Origin of the sequence: Micromonospora radicis (assembly GCF_003583405.1) — a bacterium.
Classification (GTDB): Bacteria; Actinomycetota; Actinomycetes; order Mycobacteriales; family Micromonosporaceae; genus Micromonospora; species Micromonospora radicis.
The window spans coordinates 220,102-237,876 of record NZ_QXEC01000006.1; the positions used below are offsets into that span (position 1 = coordinate 220,102).

Below are 17,775 nucleotides of genomic sequence, written 5' to 3' on the forward strand. Positions count from 1 at the left end.
TGGCCGGCATGCGTGTTCGCCGTCTTGTCGCCGCCGCCAGCGTTGCGGCCCTCGGTGTCCTCTCCCTGGCCGCCTGCGGGAAGTCCTCCCCCGATGTCGCCGCGTACGTGGGTGACACCACCTACTCGGTGAGTCGGGTGGACGAGATCTACGAGGACGCGCAGGAGAAGTTCGGCGAGGCGGTCCGGGGCGAGGCGGCCCAGGCGGGCGTCACCCCGGAGCCGGAGCACCTCCGCACCACCGTGACCCGACAGGACGTGGTCAACCTGTTGGTCAGCCTGGAGTTGGGCAAGCGGGTGGCGGCCGAGAAGAACATCGCGGTGCCCGACCAGATCCAGCCGGAGCAGTTGCAGCAGGGGCTGCGGGTGCCGGCCACCGCCGAGTACACCAAGCTGTGGAGCGAGTGGGCGGACCTCTCCCAGGCGCTCGGCCAGCAGCTGCCGCAGCCGGAGCTGAGCGACGCCGCGGTGCTGGCCGTCTACCAGGCGTTGCAGGCGCCCGCCGGGCTGGAGGCCGGGCTGCCCGTGGAGCAGGTCCGGCAGATCTTCGGCGACGGTGGCTTCATCCGTAACGGCGCGGCGCTCAGCGTGGCCCTGCAGGAGGAGGCGGAGCGGTCGGACACCTCGATCAACCCCCGGTTCCAGCCGCTGTCCGTGCCGTCGGTGGTGAGCAACGGCCAGAACCTGATCTTCTACGGGCTGCCCTACCTGAACCAGGACGGCCCGGTCACCGACATCTCCACGCCGAAGCCGCGGCCGACCGAGCCGGCCGTACCGACCGACGGCTGAGCATGCCCCGGATCGTCCTGCTGGTGACCTCACCCCGGTTGCCGGCCGGTCTGCTCACGGCGGCCGCCTGGGACGTCGTACGCTCCGCACCGGTGCTGACCGCCGCGGAGAGCGAGCTGACCACGGCGTTGCGGGTGGCCGGCGCCGAGGTGGGGGTGCCCGACGGGCCGCCGGTGCCCGCGCTGCTGGACGCGGTGGCCGCCCATGGCACGGTGGTCTGGCTGGCCGGTCCGGCCGGGGACGAGTCGCTGGCCCGGGAGTTGGGGCTGCGGCTGGCCCGGGAGCCGGCGCTGGCGGAGTTGGAGCTGATGTACGGCTCCTGGGATCCGCCGGGCGCCCGGTTGCTCGACGCGGTGGCTGTGCTGGATCGGCTGCTCTCACCCGGCGGTGATCCGTGGAAGCGGGCGCAGACCCACCAGAGTCTGGCCGGTTTCCTGCTCGAGGAGTGCTACGAGGCGTACGACGCGATCAGCGTCGGCGACACCGACGCGCTGCGCGAGGAACTGGGCGACGTGCTCCTCCAGGTGGTGCTGCACGCCCGGCTGGCCGAGGAGTTGCCCGAGGGCGAGCGGTGGACCGTCGACGACGTGGCCGGCGGGCTGGTCGACAAGATGATCCGGCGCAACCCGCACGTCTTCGCCGGTGCGCAGGCGGGCAGCCTGGCGGAGATCACCGCGAACTGGGAGCGGATCAAGCAGGCCGAGAAGTCCCGCGACTCGGTGCTCGACGGCATCGCGATGAGCCAGCCCGCGCTCGCCCTGGCCGCGAAGATCCTGGAGCGCGCCGCCCGGGTCGGTCTCAACCTGCCGCTACCCCTGCCCGAGGCGCAGCCGGACGCCGAGGCCGCCCTGGGCGGCACCCTGCTGGCCGCCGTCGCGCAGGCCCGCGCGGCCGGCCTGGACCCGGAGACCGCCCTGCGTCGCGCCACCCTCGCGCACGCCGAATCCATCCGCGCCGCCGAGTCCTCCATCCCCCGCCCCCCAGCCTGAACCGACCCCCACCCCAGAACCCGCCCCCCACCCAGCCCGCCCGGCCTCCGCCGGCACGGTTGGTCCAGCAGTTCGCGTCGTGCCGAGACGGTTTCCGGAACGGAAACCTCCCGACCGGCGAAGCGGGCACCTGTGGGCAGCGGAGCGGTGGGGTGGAATGGGTGGTTAGGGTCGGGGGGTGGAACGGTTTGCGGTGGTGGGGGAGCGGATCGTCGAGGCGCTGCTGGCCAGCCGGCCGGGGGTGGCCAGCGCGGTGGGGGACCACCGGTACGACGACCGGTTGCCGGATCTGTCGGACGACGCGGTCGCGGCGGACCGGGCGATGCTGGTGGACGCGGCCAGCGTGCTGTGCGAGATCGACCCGGACGCCCTGGACGTCGCGGAGCAGGTGGACCACGCGCTGCTCGCCACCCTGGTCGACCGGCAACTGTTCGAGCTGACCGAGATCCGGGAGCGGGAGTGGAACCCGCTCGCGCACAACCCCGGGCCGCTGCTGCACGGGCTGCTCGCCCGGCCGTACGCGCCCGCCGAGGAGCGGCTGGTCGCCCTCGCCGGTCGGCTCGCCGCGATTCCGGACGCGTTGGCCACCGCCCGCACCACGCTGCGTGATGTGCCGCGCATCCACGCCGAGACCGCGGTGGGGCAGTTCACCGGGACGGCGGCACTGATCCGCGACGAGGTGCCGGCGCTGCTCGCCCAGGCGCCCGCGCTGCTGGATCGGGTCGAACCGGCGGCCACCGGCGCGATCGCGGCCCTCGAGGAGTTCGTCGCCTGGCTGCGTGCCGGGCTGGCCGCCGATCCTGGGCCGGGCCGCGACCCGCGCCTGGGCCGGCGGCGCTGGGAGGCCCGGCTGTGGTACGCGCTGGACACCGAGTTGGGTGCCGCCGAGATCCAACGCCGGGCCTGGGCGAACCTGGACCGGGTCGGTGCGGAGATCCGCGCGGCGGCGGTGGAGTTGGTCGGTGGCCCGGCCGACGACGAGACGGTACGCCGGGCCCTGGACCTGCTCGCCGCCGAGCACCCGGACGACCACACCATCGTGGACCTCGCCTCGATCACCATGGACGAGGCGAGTGACTTCGTCCGCGCCCACGACCTGGTGACCGTGCCGAACGATCCGTGCGTCATCCAGGTGATGCCGGAGTTCGCCCGGGGTGTGGCGGTGGCCTACTGCGACGCCCCCGGTGCGCTGGAGACCGCCGACCTGCCCACGTTCTACTGCATCGCGCCGACCCCGGCCGACTGGCCGGCGAGCCGGGTCGAGTCGTTCTACCGCGAGTACAACGACCACATGATCCGCAATCTGACGGTGCACGAGGCGATGCCCGGCCACTTCCTCCAACTGGCCCACGCCCGGCGGTACGTCGGCTCCACCCGGGTACGGGCGCTGACCCGCTCCGGCCCGTTCGTCGAGGGCTGGGCGGTCTACGCCGAGCAGTTGATGGTCGAGCGCGGCTTCGGTGGCCTGCCGGTGCGGTTGCAGCAGCTCAAGATGCAGCTGCGGATGACCCTCAACGCGCTGCTCGACCAGTTGGTGCACGCCGAGGAACTGCCCGAGGCCGAGGCGATGGCGCTACTGACCGGCCGGGGATTCCAGGAGGAGGGTGAGGCGGCGGGCAAGTGGCGCCGGTCGCTGCTCACCTCGACCCAGCTGTCGACGTACTTCGTGGGCTACAGCGAGGTGGCCGAGATCGCCGCGGCCCGCCCGGCCGACGTGCCGGTACGCGACTGGCACGACGAGATGCTCGCCCACGACTGCCCGTCGCCGCGGCACCTGCGCACCCTGCTGGGGGTGTGAGCCCCGGCAACCGTGCCGGGCACCGGCGGGCGTCGGGAATCGGCGGTCGTCAGGAATCGGCCGGTCGTCAGGAATCGGCCGGTCGTCAGGAATCGGCCGGGCGACGGTCGACGACCCCGGCGTTCGCCGGCAGGTCGAAGGCCGTGCCGTCGACCTGCTCCCGGAACTGGCTCAACGCCAGCTCCACGGGTTCCCCGGCGACCCGGCCGGTGAAGCTGCCCAGCGCACCCTCCCCGGTCACGCAGGCGGAGAAGTGGTCGTCCTGCTGGCGTACGTCGACGCAGGTGGCGAGGTAGCCGGCGACCGTACTGTCGCGCTGGGTGATGACCGCGCCCGGGTCCAGGGCGGCGCTGGTCAGCAACCCCATCACCATCGGCGGGGTGACCAGACCCTCCCGCTCGGCGGCGGCGAAGACGACCACCGAGGGCTTCGCGTTGGGCGCGGGCGGCGCCTCGAGGGTGCAGACCGGCCGACCGGCCGTGGTCTCGCAGTGGGTGGTCGCCTCGGCGGTGACGGTCAACTTCCCGCCCGGCCACTCGTACGCGGACCGGGCCGGGTCCTGGGCCTGGGTGATCAGCGCCCGCTGCCCACCGCCGAACTGGTACTCCGCCGAGTAGGTCAGCTCCAGCGCCCGGTCCATCCGGGCGGCCAGGTCGTTGACGATGTCGGCCCGCCCCATCGCCCGTCCCGCGTCGTCCAGGGCCTGACAGCCGGTGACGGTGAGCAACGCGATGGCCGACACGGCGAGCGTTCGGAGGGTGGTCGAGGCGGCGGGCATGGCGCCAAGCCTGGTCGATCAGGTCCCGCTCGTGCAAACTCGTTGCCGGTTGACGCACGAGAATCCGGGAATGTCCGACCCGTCCGTACCCGGAACGTGGGCCGTGCGCCTGCCCGGCCGAGGTACGGAAGGGCCGGGACCGATACGCTGCGTTCAACACCTGCCTCAGCCGCACCGTCGCGGCCCATAGCGGACGAGACCACACGAACGAGGAGCGACTCAGTGGCAACCATCGAGGTAATCGAGGCTCGGGAGATCCTGGACTCGCGGGGCAACCCCACCGTCGAGGTCGAGGTCGGGCTGGACGACGGCACCATCTCCCGGGCGGCGGTGCCCTCCGGCGCCTCGACCGGCGCCTTCGAGGCGATCGAGCTGCGCGACGGTGACAAGGGCCGCTACCTGGGCAAGGGAGTGGAGAAGGCGGTCGCCAACATCGAGGACCGCATCGTCGACCAGCTGATCGGCTACGAGGCCAGCGAGCAGCGGGTGATCGACCAGAAGATGCTCGACATCGACGGCACGGACAACAAGGCCGAGCTGGGCGCCAACGCCATCCTCGGGGTCTCCCTGGCGGTCGCCAAGGCCGCCGCCGGCAGCGCCGACCTGAGCCTCTTCCGCTACCTCGGCGGACCGAACGCGCACCTGCTGCCGGTGCCGATGATGAACATCCTCAACGGTGGCGCGCACGCCGACAGCAACGTCGACATCCAGGAGTTCATGATCGCGCCGATCGGCGCGCCCAGCTTCCGCGAGGCGCTGCGCTCCGGTGCCGAGGTCTACCACGCCCTGAAGTCGGTGCTGAAGAAGAAGGACCTCTCCACCGGCCTCGGCGACGAGGGCGGCTTCGCCCCGAACCTGCCGACCAACGCCGCCGCGCTGGACCTGATCGCCGAGGCGGTCGAGAAGGCCGGCTACCGGCTCGGCACCGACATCGTCTTCGCCCTGGACGTGGCGGCGACCGAGTTCTTCGACAACGGCTCGTACACCTTCGAGGGGGTCGCCAAGACCGCCGAGGAGATGAGCGAGTACTACACCAAGCTCGCCGACGCGTACCCGATCGTGTCGATCGAGGACCCGCTGGCCGAGGACGACTGGACCGGCTGGCAGACGCTGACCGCCGCGATCGGCGACCGGGTCCAGATCGTCGGCGACGACCTCTTCGTCACCAACCCGCAGCGCATCGCCCGTGGCATCGCCGAGAAGGCGGCGAACGCGGTGCTGGTCAAGGTGAACCAGATCGGCTCGCTGACCGAGACGCTGGACGCGGTCGAGCTGGCCCACCGGGCCGGCTTCAAGTGCATGATGAGCCACCGGTCCGGCGAGACCGAGGACACCACCATCGCCGACCTGGCGGTGGCCACCGGTTGCGGCCAGATCAAGACCGGCGCGCCGGCCCGGTCGGACCGGGTGGCCAAGTACAACCAGCTCCTGCGGATCGAGGAGGAGCTGGCCGACGCGGCGCGGTACGCCGGCGCGGGCGCCTTCCCGCGCTACCGTTCCGCCTGAGCCGATGCGAGACCTCGGGGGAGGGGTGTGATGCAGCAGCGCCGCACGCCGGGTGGTCAGCGTCCGGCCCGCCGGCCGGGTCGTACCGGTCGGCCCGCCGCGAGCCGCAGCACGGTACGCGACACCGGCGTCCGCGCGGAGTCGCGGGCCGCCGGTCGCGCACCGTCGGCCAGCCGGGCTGCCGAGGGCGTACGCTCCGCGAAGCGACCCGCCGCCAGGCGGGCGGCCGGTGGCGGGGTCACCCGGCTGGCCGCACCCCGATCCCGAGGTCTCACCGGCCGAGCCACCGTGCTCATCGCGGTGTTGATCGCGTTGGCGCTCGCCTACACCTATCCCGTCCGGGTCTACCTCGACCAGCAGGCCGACATCGAACGGATGGAGGCGGCGCAGGCCGCCCAGCGGGAGTTGATCGCCGAACTGACCACCCAGGCCGAGAAGTGGCAGGATCGGGCGTACATCGAGACGAAGGCCCGGGAACGGTTCTTCATGCACCGGCCCGGCGAGAAGATGGTGATCCTGCTGGAGGATCCGGCCGGTGCGGCCCGGGACGCCGGCACCGACGGCGGCCCGAGCACGCCGGAGCTCCCCGATGCCTGGTACGACACCCTCTGGTCGAGCGTGCGGGCCGCCGACGCCGCGCAACCCGCCGCCCAGACCGACTCGCAGCTCGACGAGTGAGCACCGACCGAGAGAATGGCACCGTGACTGTCGTACCACCGCAGGAGCCGGCGGCGGCCTCCGTACCCCCGCCGAAGCGTGAGCCGGCCACCGAGGCCGACCTGGCCGCGGTGGCCGCGCAGCTCGGACGCCCGCCGCGCGGCACCCGGGCGGTGGCCCACCGCTGTCCGTGCGGCCTGCCCGACGTGGTGGAGACGACGCCCCGGCTCGCCGACGGCACCCCGTTCCCGACGCTGTACTACCTGACCTGCCCGCGGGCGACCGCGGCGTGCAGCCGGCTGGAGTCGGCCGGGTTGATGCGCGAGATGGCGGAGCGGTTGACCACCGACCCGGAGCTGGCCGCCCGGTATCGGGCGGCGCACGAGGACTACCTCACCCGTCGGGAGGCGATCGCCGAGGTGCCCGAGATCGACGGTGTGTCGGCCGGGGGGATGCCGGGCCGGGTCAAGTGTCTGCACGTCCATCTCGGCCACGCGCTCGGCGCCGGGGCCGGGGTCAACCCGTTCGGTGACGAGACCCTCGACCTGGTGGAGCCCTGGTGGGCGGCCGGGCGGTGCGTCGACGTGCCGGAGACCGAGTGAGCACCGAGGAGGCCCCGAACGCGGTGGTGGCCGACGACGTGGTGATCCGGCGAGCCCGCACCGCCGACGTGCGGGCGATCCGTCGCCTGGTGGACACCTACACCGACGACCGGAGGCTGCTCAGCAAGGCGACCGTCACGCTCTACGAGGACGTGCAGGAGTTCCGGGTGGCCAGCCGGGCCACCGACGGCACGGTGGTGGGCTGCGGCGCGCTGCACGTGATGTGGGAGGACCTGGCCGAGATCCGGACCGTGGCGGTCGACCCGACGTACCGGGGGCGGCGGATCGGGCACCGGATCGTCGCCGAACTGATCGAGGCGGCCCGGGAACTGGGCGTGGCCCGGATCTTCGTGCTTACCTTCGAGACCAGCTTCTTCGGCTCGTTCGGCTTCACCGAGATCGACGGTGCGCCGGTGCCGCATCCGGTCTACGAACAGCTGCTGCGCTCCTACGACGAGGGTGTCGCCGAGTTCCTCGACCTGGAGCGGGTCAAGCCGAACACCCTGGGCAACACCCGGATGCTGCTGCGCCTCTGAGTGAACCTGATCTCGTCGCAGTGGAGCTGAGGGGCCTCCTCCGCGGGGCGCGCTGATGAGATCGATTCCCATGAGCAGAGTTGTAGCGGGAAGCTCGCTCTGGTGGTGACCGCGGCAGCCGTTGCCGTCACGCTTGCGCCGGGTCGGCGCCGGCACCGTGGCCGGGCGTGTCTGGGCGGCGATCGTCTTCAGGACGATGATTTCAGGGTGAAATCAAATTTCATGGTGAAATCACGCCTGTCCACGGACCTGCTCTCGGCCCGGGCCTCCCCGGCCCGGCGATGCCGGGCCTGGCGGGATGTGGCCGCCGAGTCGGCGTTCGGCGCTGATCGCGACGGTAGGGTGACCGACGTGACGACACGTGTGGCCGCCATCGACTGCGGGACCAACTCGATCCGGTTGCTGGTCGCCGACCTGCCCGACCCTTCGGCGGGATCGACCGCCCCCCTGGTCGACCTGCGGCGGCGGATGGAGATCGTCCGACTCGGGCAGGGCGTGGACGCCATCGGCCGGCTCGCCCCGGAGGCGATCGAACGGACCCGGATCGCGCTCGCCGACTACGCCGCCGAGATCGAGAAGCTGGGCGCCGAGCGGGTACGGATGTGCGCCACCTCGGCCACCCGGGACGCCGAGAACGCCGCCGAGTTCCGGGCCATGGTGGAGCAGACCCTCGGCGTACCGCCGGAGGTGGTCAGCGGCGACGAGGAGGCGCGGCTCTCGTTCACCGGGGCGGTGCGCGGGCTGCCCGCCGACGTGCGGTCGCCGTACCTGGTGGTGGACATCGGCGGAGGGTCGACGGAGTTCGTCGTCGGCAGCCGCGACGCGGGCGTACACGCGGCGATCTCGATGGACATCGGCTGTGTCCGGATGACCGAGCGGCACCTACGTGGCAACCCGCCCGGCCTGGACGAGATCGCCGCCGCGCAGGCGGACATCACGGTGGCGGTGGACCGGGCGCTGACCGCCGTGCCCGGGCGGGAGGCCGCCACCCTGGTCGGGCTCGCCGGGTCGGTCACCACCGTGGTCGCGATCGCCCAGGGCCTCACCGAGTACGACCCGACCGGCATCCACCACGCCCGGGTGTCGTACGACCGGGTGGCGGAGGTGACCGCGCAGCTGCTGGCGATGACCCGCGAAGAGCGCCTGGCGATCCCGGTGATGCACCCGGGTCGGGCCGACGTGATCGGCGCCGGGGCACTGGTGCTTCGCGTGATCATGGAACGTGCCGGCATGGAATCCGTGGTCGCCTCGGAGCACGACATCCTCGACGGCATCGCCTGGAGCCTGGTCGGCTGACCGGCCGTCCGGCCGCGCACCACGCCGATGCGAACGGGAGGTGAATGCCACTGTTCCGGCATCTTCCGGCGGGAGTCACCGCATGGCAGGCTACCGGCACGTAGGACCACTGGGCGACCAGCCAACGTTGACTGACCGCTAGGAGGACGGGCCGATGGGCGAGATGGTTACCTACCGTGGTGGTGGCGGTACGGGTGATGGATACCTCGCGGTGCCCGCCACCGGCACGGCCAGTCCCGCGGTCATCGTCATCCAGGACTGGTGGGGACTTGTACCGCACATCCGGTCGGTGGTGGACCGGTTCGCCGAGGCGGGCTTCGTCGCCCTCGCCCCGGACTTCCGGCACGGCCAGCCGGCCGGCCGGCCCAGCGAGCCCCGGCAGATGCTGAACGGGCCGCAGATGGACGAGGCGGCCCGGGAGATCGCGGTGGCCGCCGACTACCTCGCCGGCCGCAGCGAGGTCACCGGCAAGGTCGGCTGCGCCGGCTTCTGCGCCGGTGCCAGCCTGGCGCTGTGGGCCGCGACCTACTCCGAGCGGATCGTCGCCACCACCGCGTTCTACCCCCGCCTGCCCTGGGAGGGCATGAGTTCGGAGTGGACGGACTACGCCGGCAAGGACGCGCTCGTGCACTGCTCCGAGGCGGACGGCACGTCCACCGACCCGGGTGTGCAGGCGGTCCGACGGGCCATCGAGAACGCCGGTGGCAACTGCCAGCTGCACGACTACCCGGGCACCGCGCACGCCTTCTTCAACGAGGACCGGCCGGAGAAGTTCGACCAGCGCGCCGCCACCAGCGCCTGGGCCCGCAGCCTCGAACTCTTCCGGGCGAAGCTTGGCTGAGTCGCGTACCCCCGCCGAGGTCGTCGCCCGCGCCGCGCGGGCGACCAACCTGGCCGACCTCGACGTGGGCGTCGCCGACTGCTTCGCCTGCCCGCGGCTGGTGGCCTGGCGGGAGGAGGTGGCGCGGACGAAGCGGGCCGCCTTCCGGGACCAGGACTACTGGGGACGGCCGGTGCCCGGCTTCGGCGACCCCGCGGCCCGGATCGCGATCCTGGGCCTGGCCCCGGCGGCCCACGGCGGGAACCGCACCGGCCGGATCTTCACCGGGGACCGCTCCGGTGACGTGCTCTTCGCCGCGTTGCACCGCGCCGGCCTGGCCAACCAGCCGACCAGCGTGGCCGTCGACGACGGACTGGCGCTGCGGCAGACCCGGGTGTTCGCCGCGGTCCGCTGCGCGCCGCCGGAGAACAAGCCCACCCCCGTCGAGCGGGACACCTGCGCACCGTGGCTGCGTCGGGAGGTCGCCCTGATCCGACCGACCCTGCGGGTGGTGGTCGCGCTGGGCGCCTTCGCCTGGGCCGCGTGGTGGCCGGTGTTGCGCGACGTCTACGGTGTCGCCGCGCCCAGCCCGCGACCGGCGTTCGGCCATGGGGCACACTGGTCCGGCGCGGCCGTTCCGGATCTGCTCGGTTGTTACCACGTCAGCCAGCAGAACACCTTCACCGGGCGGCTGACACCAGGGATGCTGGACGACGTGTTCCTCCAGGCGAGACAGTTGGCCGGGACGGACTGAAGCTGCGGGGCGGTGGCGATGACGGACGGGACGCGTGTTCGCCCGCCGTTCGTGTCGCTGGCCGGAGGTGGGTCGGATGGACCTGCTGCGTAGGTGGTGGCCGGTGACGGTGGTGGCCGCCCTGCTCGCCGCCGCCGCCCTGGCCGCCGGCCACTCCTCCATCGGCGCCAGCCGGATCCCACCCGCCGTGCGGGACGCCCCGTTCGTGCTGGAGTACCCGACCGACGAACCGCGCCCCTCGATTCCGGTGGAACCACGGGACACCGTGGAGCAGACCGGTACCGAGATCCCGTCCTGGCTCGGCACCGCGGCGCTGGTGCTGCTCGGCGTGGCGCTGCTCGCTGCCCTCGGCTATCTGGCCTGGACGGTGCTGCGGGGCGTGTCCCGCCGGGTCACCCGGGCGCTGCCGGCGCGTACGGCCCGACGCAGCGCCGAGGGTACCGCGCGGGAGGTGGTCGCGGCCGTCGACGCCGGCCTGGTCGAACTGGACGATCGCGCCACCGATCCGCGTACCGCGGTGATCGCCTGCTGGGTGCGGTTGGAGGAGGCCGCGGCCGCGGCCGGCGTACCCCGACTGACCGGGGACACCCCCACCGACCTGGTCACCCGGCTGCTGCGTGGTGACCCCTCGACCGGGGTGCCGGCGATCGTCAGCGCCGACGTGCTGGCCGAGTTCGCCGACGTCTACCGTGAGGCCCGGTACGCCACCCGGCCGGTCGACGAACGCACCCGCGACCAGGCCCGCGCCGCGTTGCGCCGGTTGCGCGGCGAACTGACCGTCGCCGTCGAGCAGGAGACGGCATGAGTAAGACCAGCATCGACGACCTGCTCAGCTTCGAGGAGGAGCGGCCGGTCCAGCCCGAGCAGCGCCGGGGTGGTCGACTGCGCTCGGTGGCGAGCCTCGTCGGGGTCACCGCCGCCGCCACCGCCGTACTCGTCGCCGGGCTGCGCGCGGTCGGCCTGCGGATGTCCCTGCTGGTCCTGGTCGCCGCGGTGCTCACGCTGCTGCTGGTACGTCGCATCGTGGCCCTGCTGGACCCGCCAGCGAAGGGCGCCCAGTCGTCCTCGTCGCGTCCCCGTGGTGAGGAGGACGGCACGTACAACTGGGACGCCCGGGACGCGCTGCGGATCGCCATCAACGGCTGGGAGACGCCGCTGGAATGGGCGAAGACGCGGCCGGGTCGGTTCACCGAGGTGATCCTGCCGCGCCTCGCCGAACTGGCCGACGAACGGTTGCGCCTCAAGCACGGTGTGACGCGCGAGTCGGACCCGGGTCGGGCCCGCGCCCTGCTGGGCGAGAAGCTGTGGGCCTTCTTGGCGGCCCCGCCCCGCCGCCCCCCATCGCCGCGCGAACTCGCGGCGATCGTCGCCGAACTGGAGAAGATCTGATGAACGACGCCGGCCGGACCATGCCCCCCACCGAGGTCGGTCGCCTCGCCCGGACGGTGCTGGACGCGGTGGGCCAGGTCGTGGTCGGCAAGCGGGACGCGCTGGAACTGGTCCTCGCCGGCATCCTCGCCGGTGGACACGTGCTGCTGGAGGATCTGCCCGGCCTGGGTAAGACGCTCACCGCCCGGTCCTTCGCGCAGGCGCTCGGGTTGGACTTCCGCCGTCTCCAGTTCACCCCCGACCTGCTGCCCGCCGACGTCACCGGCTCGTTCCTCTACGACCAGCGCAGCGGTGACTTCGCCTTCCGGGCCGGGCCGGTCTTCACGAACCTGCTGCTCGCCGACGAGATCAACCGGACTCCACCGAAGACCCAGTCGGCTCTGTTGGAGGCGATGCAGGAGAAGCAGGTGTCGGTGGAGGGCGTCACCTATCGACTCGACGAGCCGTTCCACGTGCTCGCCACCGCCAACCCCATCGAGTACGAGGGCACCTATCCGCTGCCGGAGGCGCAGCTGGACCGGTTCCTGCTGCGGGTGTCGTTCGGCTACCCCGAGCAGGAGGAGGAGTGGGAGGTGCTGCGCCGTCGGATGGCCCGCCGCCGTGAGGAGGCCGAGATCGAACCGGTGGTGGACGCCGCCACCCTGCGTTCGATGCAGGCGGCCCTGGAGGACGTGGTGGTGGAGGACTCCGTGGGCCGGTACATCGTGGCGCTGACCGCGGCCACCCGGGAGCACCCTTCGGTGCTGGTCGGCGCCTCGCCACGGGGTTCGCTGGCGTTGCTGCTGCTGGCCCGGGTGCGGGCCGTGCTCTCCGGTCGCGACTTCGTGGTGCCGGAGGACGTCAAGGAGGTGGCGGCACCGGCGCTGGCACACCGGATCACCCTGCGGCCGGAGATGTGGCTGCGCCGGGTCGACCCGTCCTTCGTGGTCGGCGAGGTCCTCGACGGCACGCCCGCGCCGGCCAGCGGGGCGCTGCCCAGCTACGCGGCCGGCCGGCAGGGGAACTGACCCGACGTGCCTACCCCGGACCGACCGGCCCCGCCCAACTGGGCGCCCACCTGGGCACTCGGTCGGGCGGTGCTGCTCACCGGCCTGCTGTTGATCGCCGCGGTGCTGCTGGGCCGGGTGGATCTGGTCGTGCTGGCCGCACCGTTCGCGCTCGGCACCGCGTACGCGTTGCGTCGCCGGCCCACCGAGGCACCCCAGGTGTGGGTCGGTGCCGAGGACGAGCACCTGGTGGAGGGGGGCGAGCTGACCGGCCGGGTCAGCGTCGGCAACCCGGATGCGGTGCCGTACGACGTGGCGGTGCTGCGTACCCGGGTCTCGCCCTGGCTGCGGATCGAACGCGCCAGCCTGGCCGGTGGCGCCGCCGCCGGGGGCGGACGTGGCTCGGTGGCCGACCGGCCGTACGCGACCTCGGTCACGCCCGGCACCGCTGTCGACCTGGAACTGACCGGTACCGCGCTGCGTTGGGGGCGGCACCGACTCGGCCCGGCGGGCGTCCGGGTCGCCGCCGCCGACGGACTGCTGCTCTCCCGGGTGGTGCTGGCCGAGCCAGCCGTCAACCGGGTGTACCCGAAGACCGAGCCGTTCGACGCGGTCGAGGCGATGCCCCGGGCCGCCGGGCTGGTCGGTGCCCACCACTCGCGGCGTCCGGGTGAGGGCGGCGAACTGGCCGGGGTGCGCGTCTTCGCCCCCGGCGACCGGTTGCGCCGGATCGACTGGCGCGTCTCGCTACGCGCCCGGCAACTGCACGTGGCGGCCACCCTCTCCGACCGCGACGCCGAGGTGGTCGTCCTGCTCGACGTGCTCGCCGAGGCGGGCCGTTCCGGTGGCGTCACCGGTGCGCCGACCGTGCTGGACACCACCGTCCGGGCCGCCGCCGCCATCGCCGAGCACTACCTGCACCGTGGTGACCGGGTGGCGCTGCTGGAGTACGGGCCGGGTGCCCGGCGGGTCCGGCCGGCCACCGGCCGGCGGCAGTACCTGACGGTGCTGGAGTGGCTGTTGGACGTCAAGGCACAGTCCGCCCCGCGCGAGCCCTACGAGCTGGTGTTCGGCCCGCAGCTGCTCTCCGCCGACGCGCTGGTGGTGGTGCTCACCCCGCTGTTGAAGGAGCAGTCGGCGCAGATGCTGGCCCGGCTGGCCCGGTCGGGGCGGTTCGTGGTCGCGGTGGACACCCTCCCGGCCGACCTGTCGCCGCCGAAGGACCGGGGCTGGGCCGAGGTGGCGTACCGGCTCTGGCGGCTGGACCGGGACACGATGATCGCCCAGCTGCGCGAGCACGGCGTACCGGTCGTGCCGTGGGTCGGTGCCGGCAGCCTCGACCAGGTGCTGCGCGACGTGGCCCGGCTGGCCACCGCCCCCCGGGTCGGTGGCCGGTGAGTGTGAACGGAAGTGCGGGTCGATGATCGATTCGGTTGCCGGACGGATTCGGGCGCTGGGGACCGCGGCCGGCCGCATCGCACTCACCCCGCTGCTGGTCCGTTCCGGGATCTTCCTCAGCTCGCTGGTGGGGCTGCTGCTGGCGTACCCCGCGGAGGTCGTCGCGGGGCAGGCGTTGGGCGCTTTGGTCCTGGTCGCGGCGCTGCCCGCGGTGGCGCCACGCCGGTTCTGGCCGACCTTCGCCGCGCTGGTCACCGTCGGCGGGTGGCTGCTGGCGACGGACGGGTACGGCCGACCGATCGCGCTGTGGCGGCTGATGGCGGTGGCGGTCGCGCTGTACCTGACCCACACGCTCTGCGCGCTGGTGGCGGTGTTGCCGTACGACGCGGTGGTGGACCCGGACCTGGTGGTGCGTTGGCTCACCCGCGCCGCGGGCGTGTTGCTCGCCACCTCCGTGCTCGGGGTGCTGCTGCTGGAGCTGGCCCGGGCGGGTGGCGACGGCACCGGTCGGCAGGCCGTCACGATCGTCGGCCTGTCGATCGCACTCGGCCTGACCGGGCTGCTGGCCTGGCTGCTGCGACGCAGGTGACGGTGGGCTCGGCGGGGGCGTTGTGCCGCCGGTTGCGGGGGTGGCGCGGGTGACCGGAGAGGCCGTGGTTGCCCGGGTCACAGTGAGGTTGTGCTCGGTCACAGAAGGGGGCCGCGAACGGGATTAGCGCCCTCGGTGGGGGAAAGATGGTAGGCGTGAATCCGAAGCGGATCCTTGTGGTGGGCGCCGGGCACGTCGGTCTCTACGCGGCGCTGCGCCTGTCGAAGAAGCTCAGCTCCCGAGAGGCTGAGGTCGTCGTCGTCGACCCCCAGCCGCACATGACGTACCAGCCGTTCCTGCCGGAGGCCTCGGCCGGAAACATCTCACCCCGGCACTCCGTGGTGCCGCTGCGTCGCGAGTTGCGCAAGTGCACCGTGGTGGCCGGCGCGGTGACCCGCATCGACCACGCCCGCAAGACCGCCACCGTCCAGCCGATCATCGGCCCGCCCCGGGAGATCGCGTACGACCACGTCGTGGTCGCCCCCGGGTCGGTCTCCCGGACCCTGCCGATTCCCGGCCTGCACGAGCACGGCATCGGCTTCAAGACCATCGGTGAGGCCATCTACCTGCGCAACCACGTCCTGGAGCAGCTCGACGTGGCCGCCGCGACGACCGACCCCGAGGTACGTCGCCGGGCGCTGACCTTCGTCTTCGTCGGTGGCGGGTACGCCGGCATCGAGGCGCTCGCCGAGATGGAGGACATGGCCCGGGACGCGCTGCGCTACTACCCGGAGCTGAAGACCTCGGACATGCGGTGGGTGCTGGTCGAGGCCACCCAGCGGGTGCTGCCCGAGGTCGACCGGGACATGGGCGCCTACACGGTGCAGCAGCTGCTGAAGCGGGACATGGACATCCGGCTGGACACCCGGCTGGAGTCCTGCGTCGACGGGGTGGTCCAGCTCTCCGACGGGGACAGCTTCAGCGCGGACACCATCGTCTGGACCGCCGGTGTGAAGCCGTCGCCGATGCTGGACGCCACCGACTTCCCGCGCGACGACCGGCGCCGGGTCACCTGCCTGCCCACCCTCCAGGTGGTCGACGGCGACCGGGTGGTCGAGGGCGCGTGGAGTGCCGGCGACTGTGCCGCGGTACCGGACCTGACCAAGCCGCCGGGCAACTACTGCTCGCCGAGCGCCCAGCATGCGGTGCGCCAGGCCCAGCGGATGGCGGACAACATCGTGGCCGTGATCCGGGGCCGGCAGCCGGTCGACTACAAGCACAAGCACGCCGGCAGCGTGGCCAGCCTCGGCCTGCACAAGGGCGTCGCCCAGGTGTACGGCATCAAGATGACCGGCTGGCCGGCGTGGTTCATGCACCGGACGTACCACATGAGCCGGATCCCCTCGTTCAACCGCAAGATCCGGGTGGTGGTCGACTGGACGCTGGCCTTCGTCCTCAAGCGTGAGGTGGTCGCCCTCGGCCAGCTGCACGACCCACGCGAGGAGTTCGCCGAGGCGTCCCAGCCCCGTACCCAGGTGTAGGCCAACCCCGTACCCAGGTGTAAGGAGGTGCCCGCCACGCGCCGCCCGGCGGCGCGTGGCGGCCCGCTCTCCCACCCCGGAGGTCCGCCCCCGGTGCCGCCGACGAGCCGTTGGCACCGAGGGCGTCGCCGTACCGGTGGATGCCGGGCACGGTGACCGACGCGGGACGCCGCACCGGCTCCGAAACCGTTACCGTGGCACTGCACCGCGTGCTTCGGCGCGGCGCGGTCACCCGCCCGGGTGGTGGAAAGGCAGACACGGCCGCCTTAAAAGCGGCTGCCGCAAGGCGTGCGGGTTCGACCCCCGCCCCGGGCACTCTCAGCGTTCCCTCAGCTTTCCGATGTCCATCGGGCTGTCCGGCCCGTTTACTCTTATAGCGCGCGTTGACGTGCCACGACCCCCTTAGGGAGGCCAGACAGTGAAGACTTCGAACCCGGTGCTTGCTCGGCTCGGCCAGGCGGCCGAGCGGGAGCGGGCCGCCGGGTACGCCCCGACCGGGCCCTACGGGCAGCCCGGTTACCCCCAGCAGTACCCGCCGCAGGCCGGTTACCCCGGCGCACCCGGTTACCCCGGAGCGCCCGGCTTCCCGGCCGCACCGCAGGCGGTCACCCCCATGTCGATCGACGACGTGGTGGTCAAGACGGTCACCCTCCTGGCCCTCGTCGGCGCAGCCGCCGCCGCGGCCTGGATCCTGGTGCCGGACGCGCTGCTTGGCGTCGCCTGGATCGGCGCGGCCGTCGTCGGCCTGGTGCTCGGCCTGATCATCTCGTTCTCGCGGATGGCGAACCCGGCGCTGGTCGTCGCGTACGCCCTGGTCGAGGGTGTGCTGGTCGGTGCGATCAGCAAGTTCTTCGAGGCCCGCTACCCGGGCATCGTCATCCAGGCGGTGGTCGCCACCTTCGGTGTCTTCTTCGTGATGACGATGCTCTACAAGGCACGGGTCATCCGGGCCACGCCGAAGTTCACCAAGGGTCTGATCGCGGTGATGGCGGGTCTGTTCGCCGTCATGCTGATCAACTTCGTGCTGGCGATGTTCGGCGTCAACACCGGCCTGCGTGACGGTGGCGCGCTGGCCATCGGGTTCAGCCTGGTCTGCATCGTCGTCGCCTCGCTGAGCTTCGTGCTCAGCTTCAAGGAGGTCGAGGACGGCGTTCGGATGGGCCTGCCGCAGCGCTACTCCTGGGTCGCCGCGTTCGGCATCCTGGTCAGCCTGATCTGGCTCTACATCGAGATCCTGCGCCTGCTGAGCTACTTCCAGGGCGACGACTGACCTACCCGCCCAGCGACCGACCGGCGTCCGCTCCCCACCGGGGAACGGACGCCGTCGTCGTGGTGAGGGCGGGCGCGGCGGGGGGGGTTAGCAGCCGATGGTCCAGTGGTTGGGGGCGGTCTGGCGCAGGGTGGTGGT

Annotated in this window: 18 protein-coding genes and 1 tRNA gene; 18 read left to right on the forward strand and 1 reads right to left on the reverse strand. The window is 72.5% G+C overall.

Annotated features, from left to right (window positions below; translation table 11 throughout):
- Nucleotides 1-8 precede the first annotated feature (8 nt).
- The 3 genes from D2L64_RS09285 to D2L64_RS09295 all read left to right on the forward strand — a co-directional run bounded on the left by D2L64_RS09285 (nucleotide 9) and on the right by D2L64_RS09295 (nucleotide 3,575).
- Nucleotides 9-788, forward strand: a complete 780-nt coding sequence (locus D2L64_RS09285; RefSeq protein ID WP_119574373.1) for a hypothetical protein — start codon at nucleotides 9-11, stop codon at nucleotides 786-788.
- 2 nt (nucleotides 789-790) lie between these two features.
- Nucleotides 791-1,777, forward strand: coding sequence for a nucleoside triphosphate pyrophosphohydrolase (locus D2L64_RS09290; RefSeq protein ID WP_119574375.1), 987 nt, complete (start codon nucleotides 791-793; stop codon nucleotides 1,775-1,777).
- Between the two features lie 178 nt (nucleotides 1,778-1,955).
- A complete protein-coding gene (locus tag D2L64_RS09295) occupies nucleotides 1,956-3,575 on the forward strand; it encodes a DUF885 domain-containing protein (protein WP_119574377.1) in 1,620 nt (539 codons plus the stop codon).
- Between the two features lie 85 nt (nucleotides 3,576-3,660).
- Here D2L64_RS09295 and D2L64_RS09300 read toward each other — a convergent pair whose 3' ends face one another.
- Nucleotides 3,661-4,353, reverse strand: a complete 693-nt coding sequence (locus tag D2L64_RS09300; protein ID WP_119574379.1) for a hypothetical protein — start codon at nucleotides 4,351-4,353, stop codon at nucleotides 3,661-3,663.
- A 222-nt stretch (nucleotides 4,354-4,575) separates the two neighbouring features.
- Between D2L64_RS09300 and eno the strand changes: the two genes are divergently transcribed.
- The 15 genes from eno (at nucleotide 4,576) to D2L64_RS09375 (ending at nucleotide 17,637) form a co-directional block, all read left to right on the forward strand.
- Entirely contained in the window at nucleotides 4,576-5,859 is a 1,284-nt protein-coding gene (gene eno / locus D2L64_RS09305) for a phosphopyruvate hydratase (RefSeq protein WP_119574381.1), read from the forward strand.
- Nucleotides 5,860-5,889: 30 nt separating this feature from the next.
- Entirely contained in the window at nucleotides 5,890-6,537 is a 648-nt protein-coding gene (locus D2L64_RS09310) for an FtsB family cell division protein (protein WP_119574383.1), read from the forward strand.
- A gap of 23 nt (nucleotides 6,538-6,560) precedes the next feature.
- Nucleotides 6,561-7,118, forward strand: a complete 558-nt coding sequence (locus D2L64_RS09315) for a DUF501 domain-containing protein (protein ID WP_119574459.1) — start codon at nucleotides 6,561-6,563, stop codon at nucleotides 7,116-7,118.
- Between the two features lie 23 nt (nucleotides 7,119-7,141).
- Nucleotides 7,142-7,654 carry an amino-acid N-acetyltransferase gene (locus D2L64_RS09320; protein WP_119574457.1) on the forward strand — a complete coding sequence of 171 codons (513 nt, stop codon included), beginning with the start codon at nucleotides 7,142-7,144 and terminating at the stop codon, nucleotides 7,652-7,654.
- A gap of 363 nt (nucleotides 7,655-8,017) precedes the next feature.
- On the forward strand, nucleotides 8,018-8,950 hold the full coding sequence (locus D2L64_RS09325; protein ID WP_119574461.1) for a Ppx/GppA phosphatase family protein: 933 nt from the start codon (nucleotides 8,018-8,020) through the stop codon (nucleotides 8,948-8,950).
- A 154-nt stretch (nucleotides 8,951-9,104) separates the two neighbouring features.
- Entirely contained in the window at nucleotides 9,105-9,791 is a 687-nt protein-coding gene (locus D2L64_RS09330) for a dienelactone hydrolase family protein (RefSeq protein WP_119574385.1), read from the forward strand.
- A complete protein-coding gene (locus D2L64_RS09335; RefSeq protein WP_119574387.1) occupies nucleotides 9,784-10,524 on the forward strand; it encodes a uracil-DNA glycosylase in 741 nt (246 codons plus the stop codon). The genes D2L64_RS09330 and D2L64_RS09335 overlap by 8 nt, the downstream gene beginning before the upstream one ends.
- Nucleotides 10,525-10,600: 76 nt before the next feature.
- Nucleotides 10,601-11,329 carry a DUF4129 domain-containing protein gene (locus D2L64_RS09340; RefSeq protein WP_119574389.1) on the forward strand — a complete coding sequence of 243 codons (729 nt, stop codon included), beginning with the start codon at nucleotides 10,601-10,603 and terminating at the stop codon, nucleotides 11,327-11,329.
- Nucleotides 11,326-11,913, forward strand: coding sequence for a hypothetical protein (locus tag D2L64_RS09345; protein WP_119574391.1), 588 nt, complete (start codon nucleotides 11,326-11,328; stop codon nucleotides 11,911-11,913). The genes D2L64_RS09340 and D2L64_RS09345 overlap by 4 nt, the downstream gene beginning before the upstream one ends.
- Entirely contained in the window at nucleotides 11,913-12,920 is a 1,008-nt protein-coding gene (locus tag D2L64_RS09350; protein ID WP_119574393.1) for an AAA family ATPase, read from the forward strand. Before D2L64_RS09345 ends, D2L64_RS09350 begins: the two co-directional genes overlap by 1 nt.
- A 6-nt stretch (nucleotides 12,921-12,926) precedes the next feature.
- Nucleotides 12,927-14,297: a DUF58 domain-containing protein gene (locus tag D2L64_RS09355; protein ID WP_119574395.1), complete on the forward strand. Its 1,371-nt coding sequence runs from the start codon at nucleotides 12,927-12,929 to the stop codon at nucleotides 14,295-14,297.
- A 25-nt stretch (nucleotides 14,298-14,322) separates the two neighbouring features.
- Nucleotides 14,323-14,886, forward strand: coding sequence for a hypothetical protein (locus D2L64_RS09360; protein ID WP_407663068.1), 564 nt, complete (start codon nucleotides 14,323-14,325; stop codon nucleotides 14,884-14,886).
- 155 nt (nucleotides 14,887-15,041) lie between these two features.
- Nucleotides 15,042-16,367 (forward strand): NAD(P)/FAD-dependent oxidoreductase, encoded by a 1,326-nt coding sequence (locus tag D2L64_RS09365; RefSeq protein WP_119574397.1) that lies wholly within the window; start codon nucleotides 15,042-15,044, stop codon nucleotides 16,365-16,367.
- 234 nt (nucleotides 16,368-16,601) lie between these two features.
- Nucleotides 16,602-16,682 (forward strand) — tRNA-Leu (locus D2L64_RS09370).
- 103 nt (nucleotides 16,683-16,785) lie between these two features.
- Nucleotides 16,786-17,637 (forward strand): Bax inhibitor-1/YccA family membrane protein, encoded by an 852-nt coding sequence (locus D2L64_RS09375; protein ID WP_119574399.1) that lies wholly within the window; start codon nucleotides 16,786-16,788, stop codon nucleotides 17,635-17,637.
- Nucleotides 17,638-17,775 lie beyond the last annotated feature (138 nt).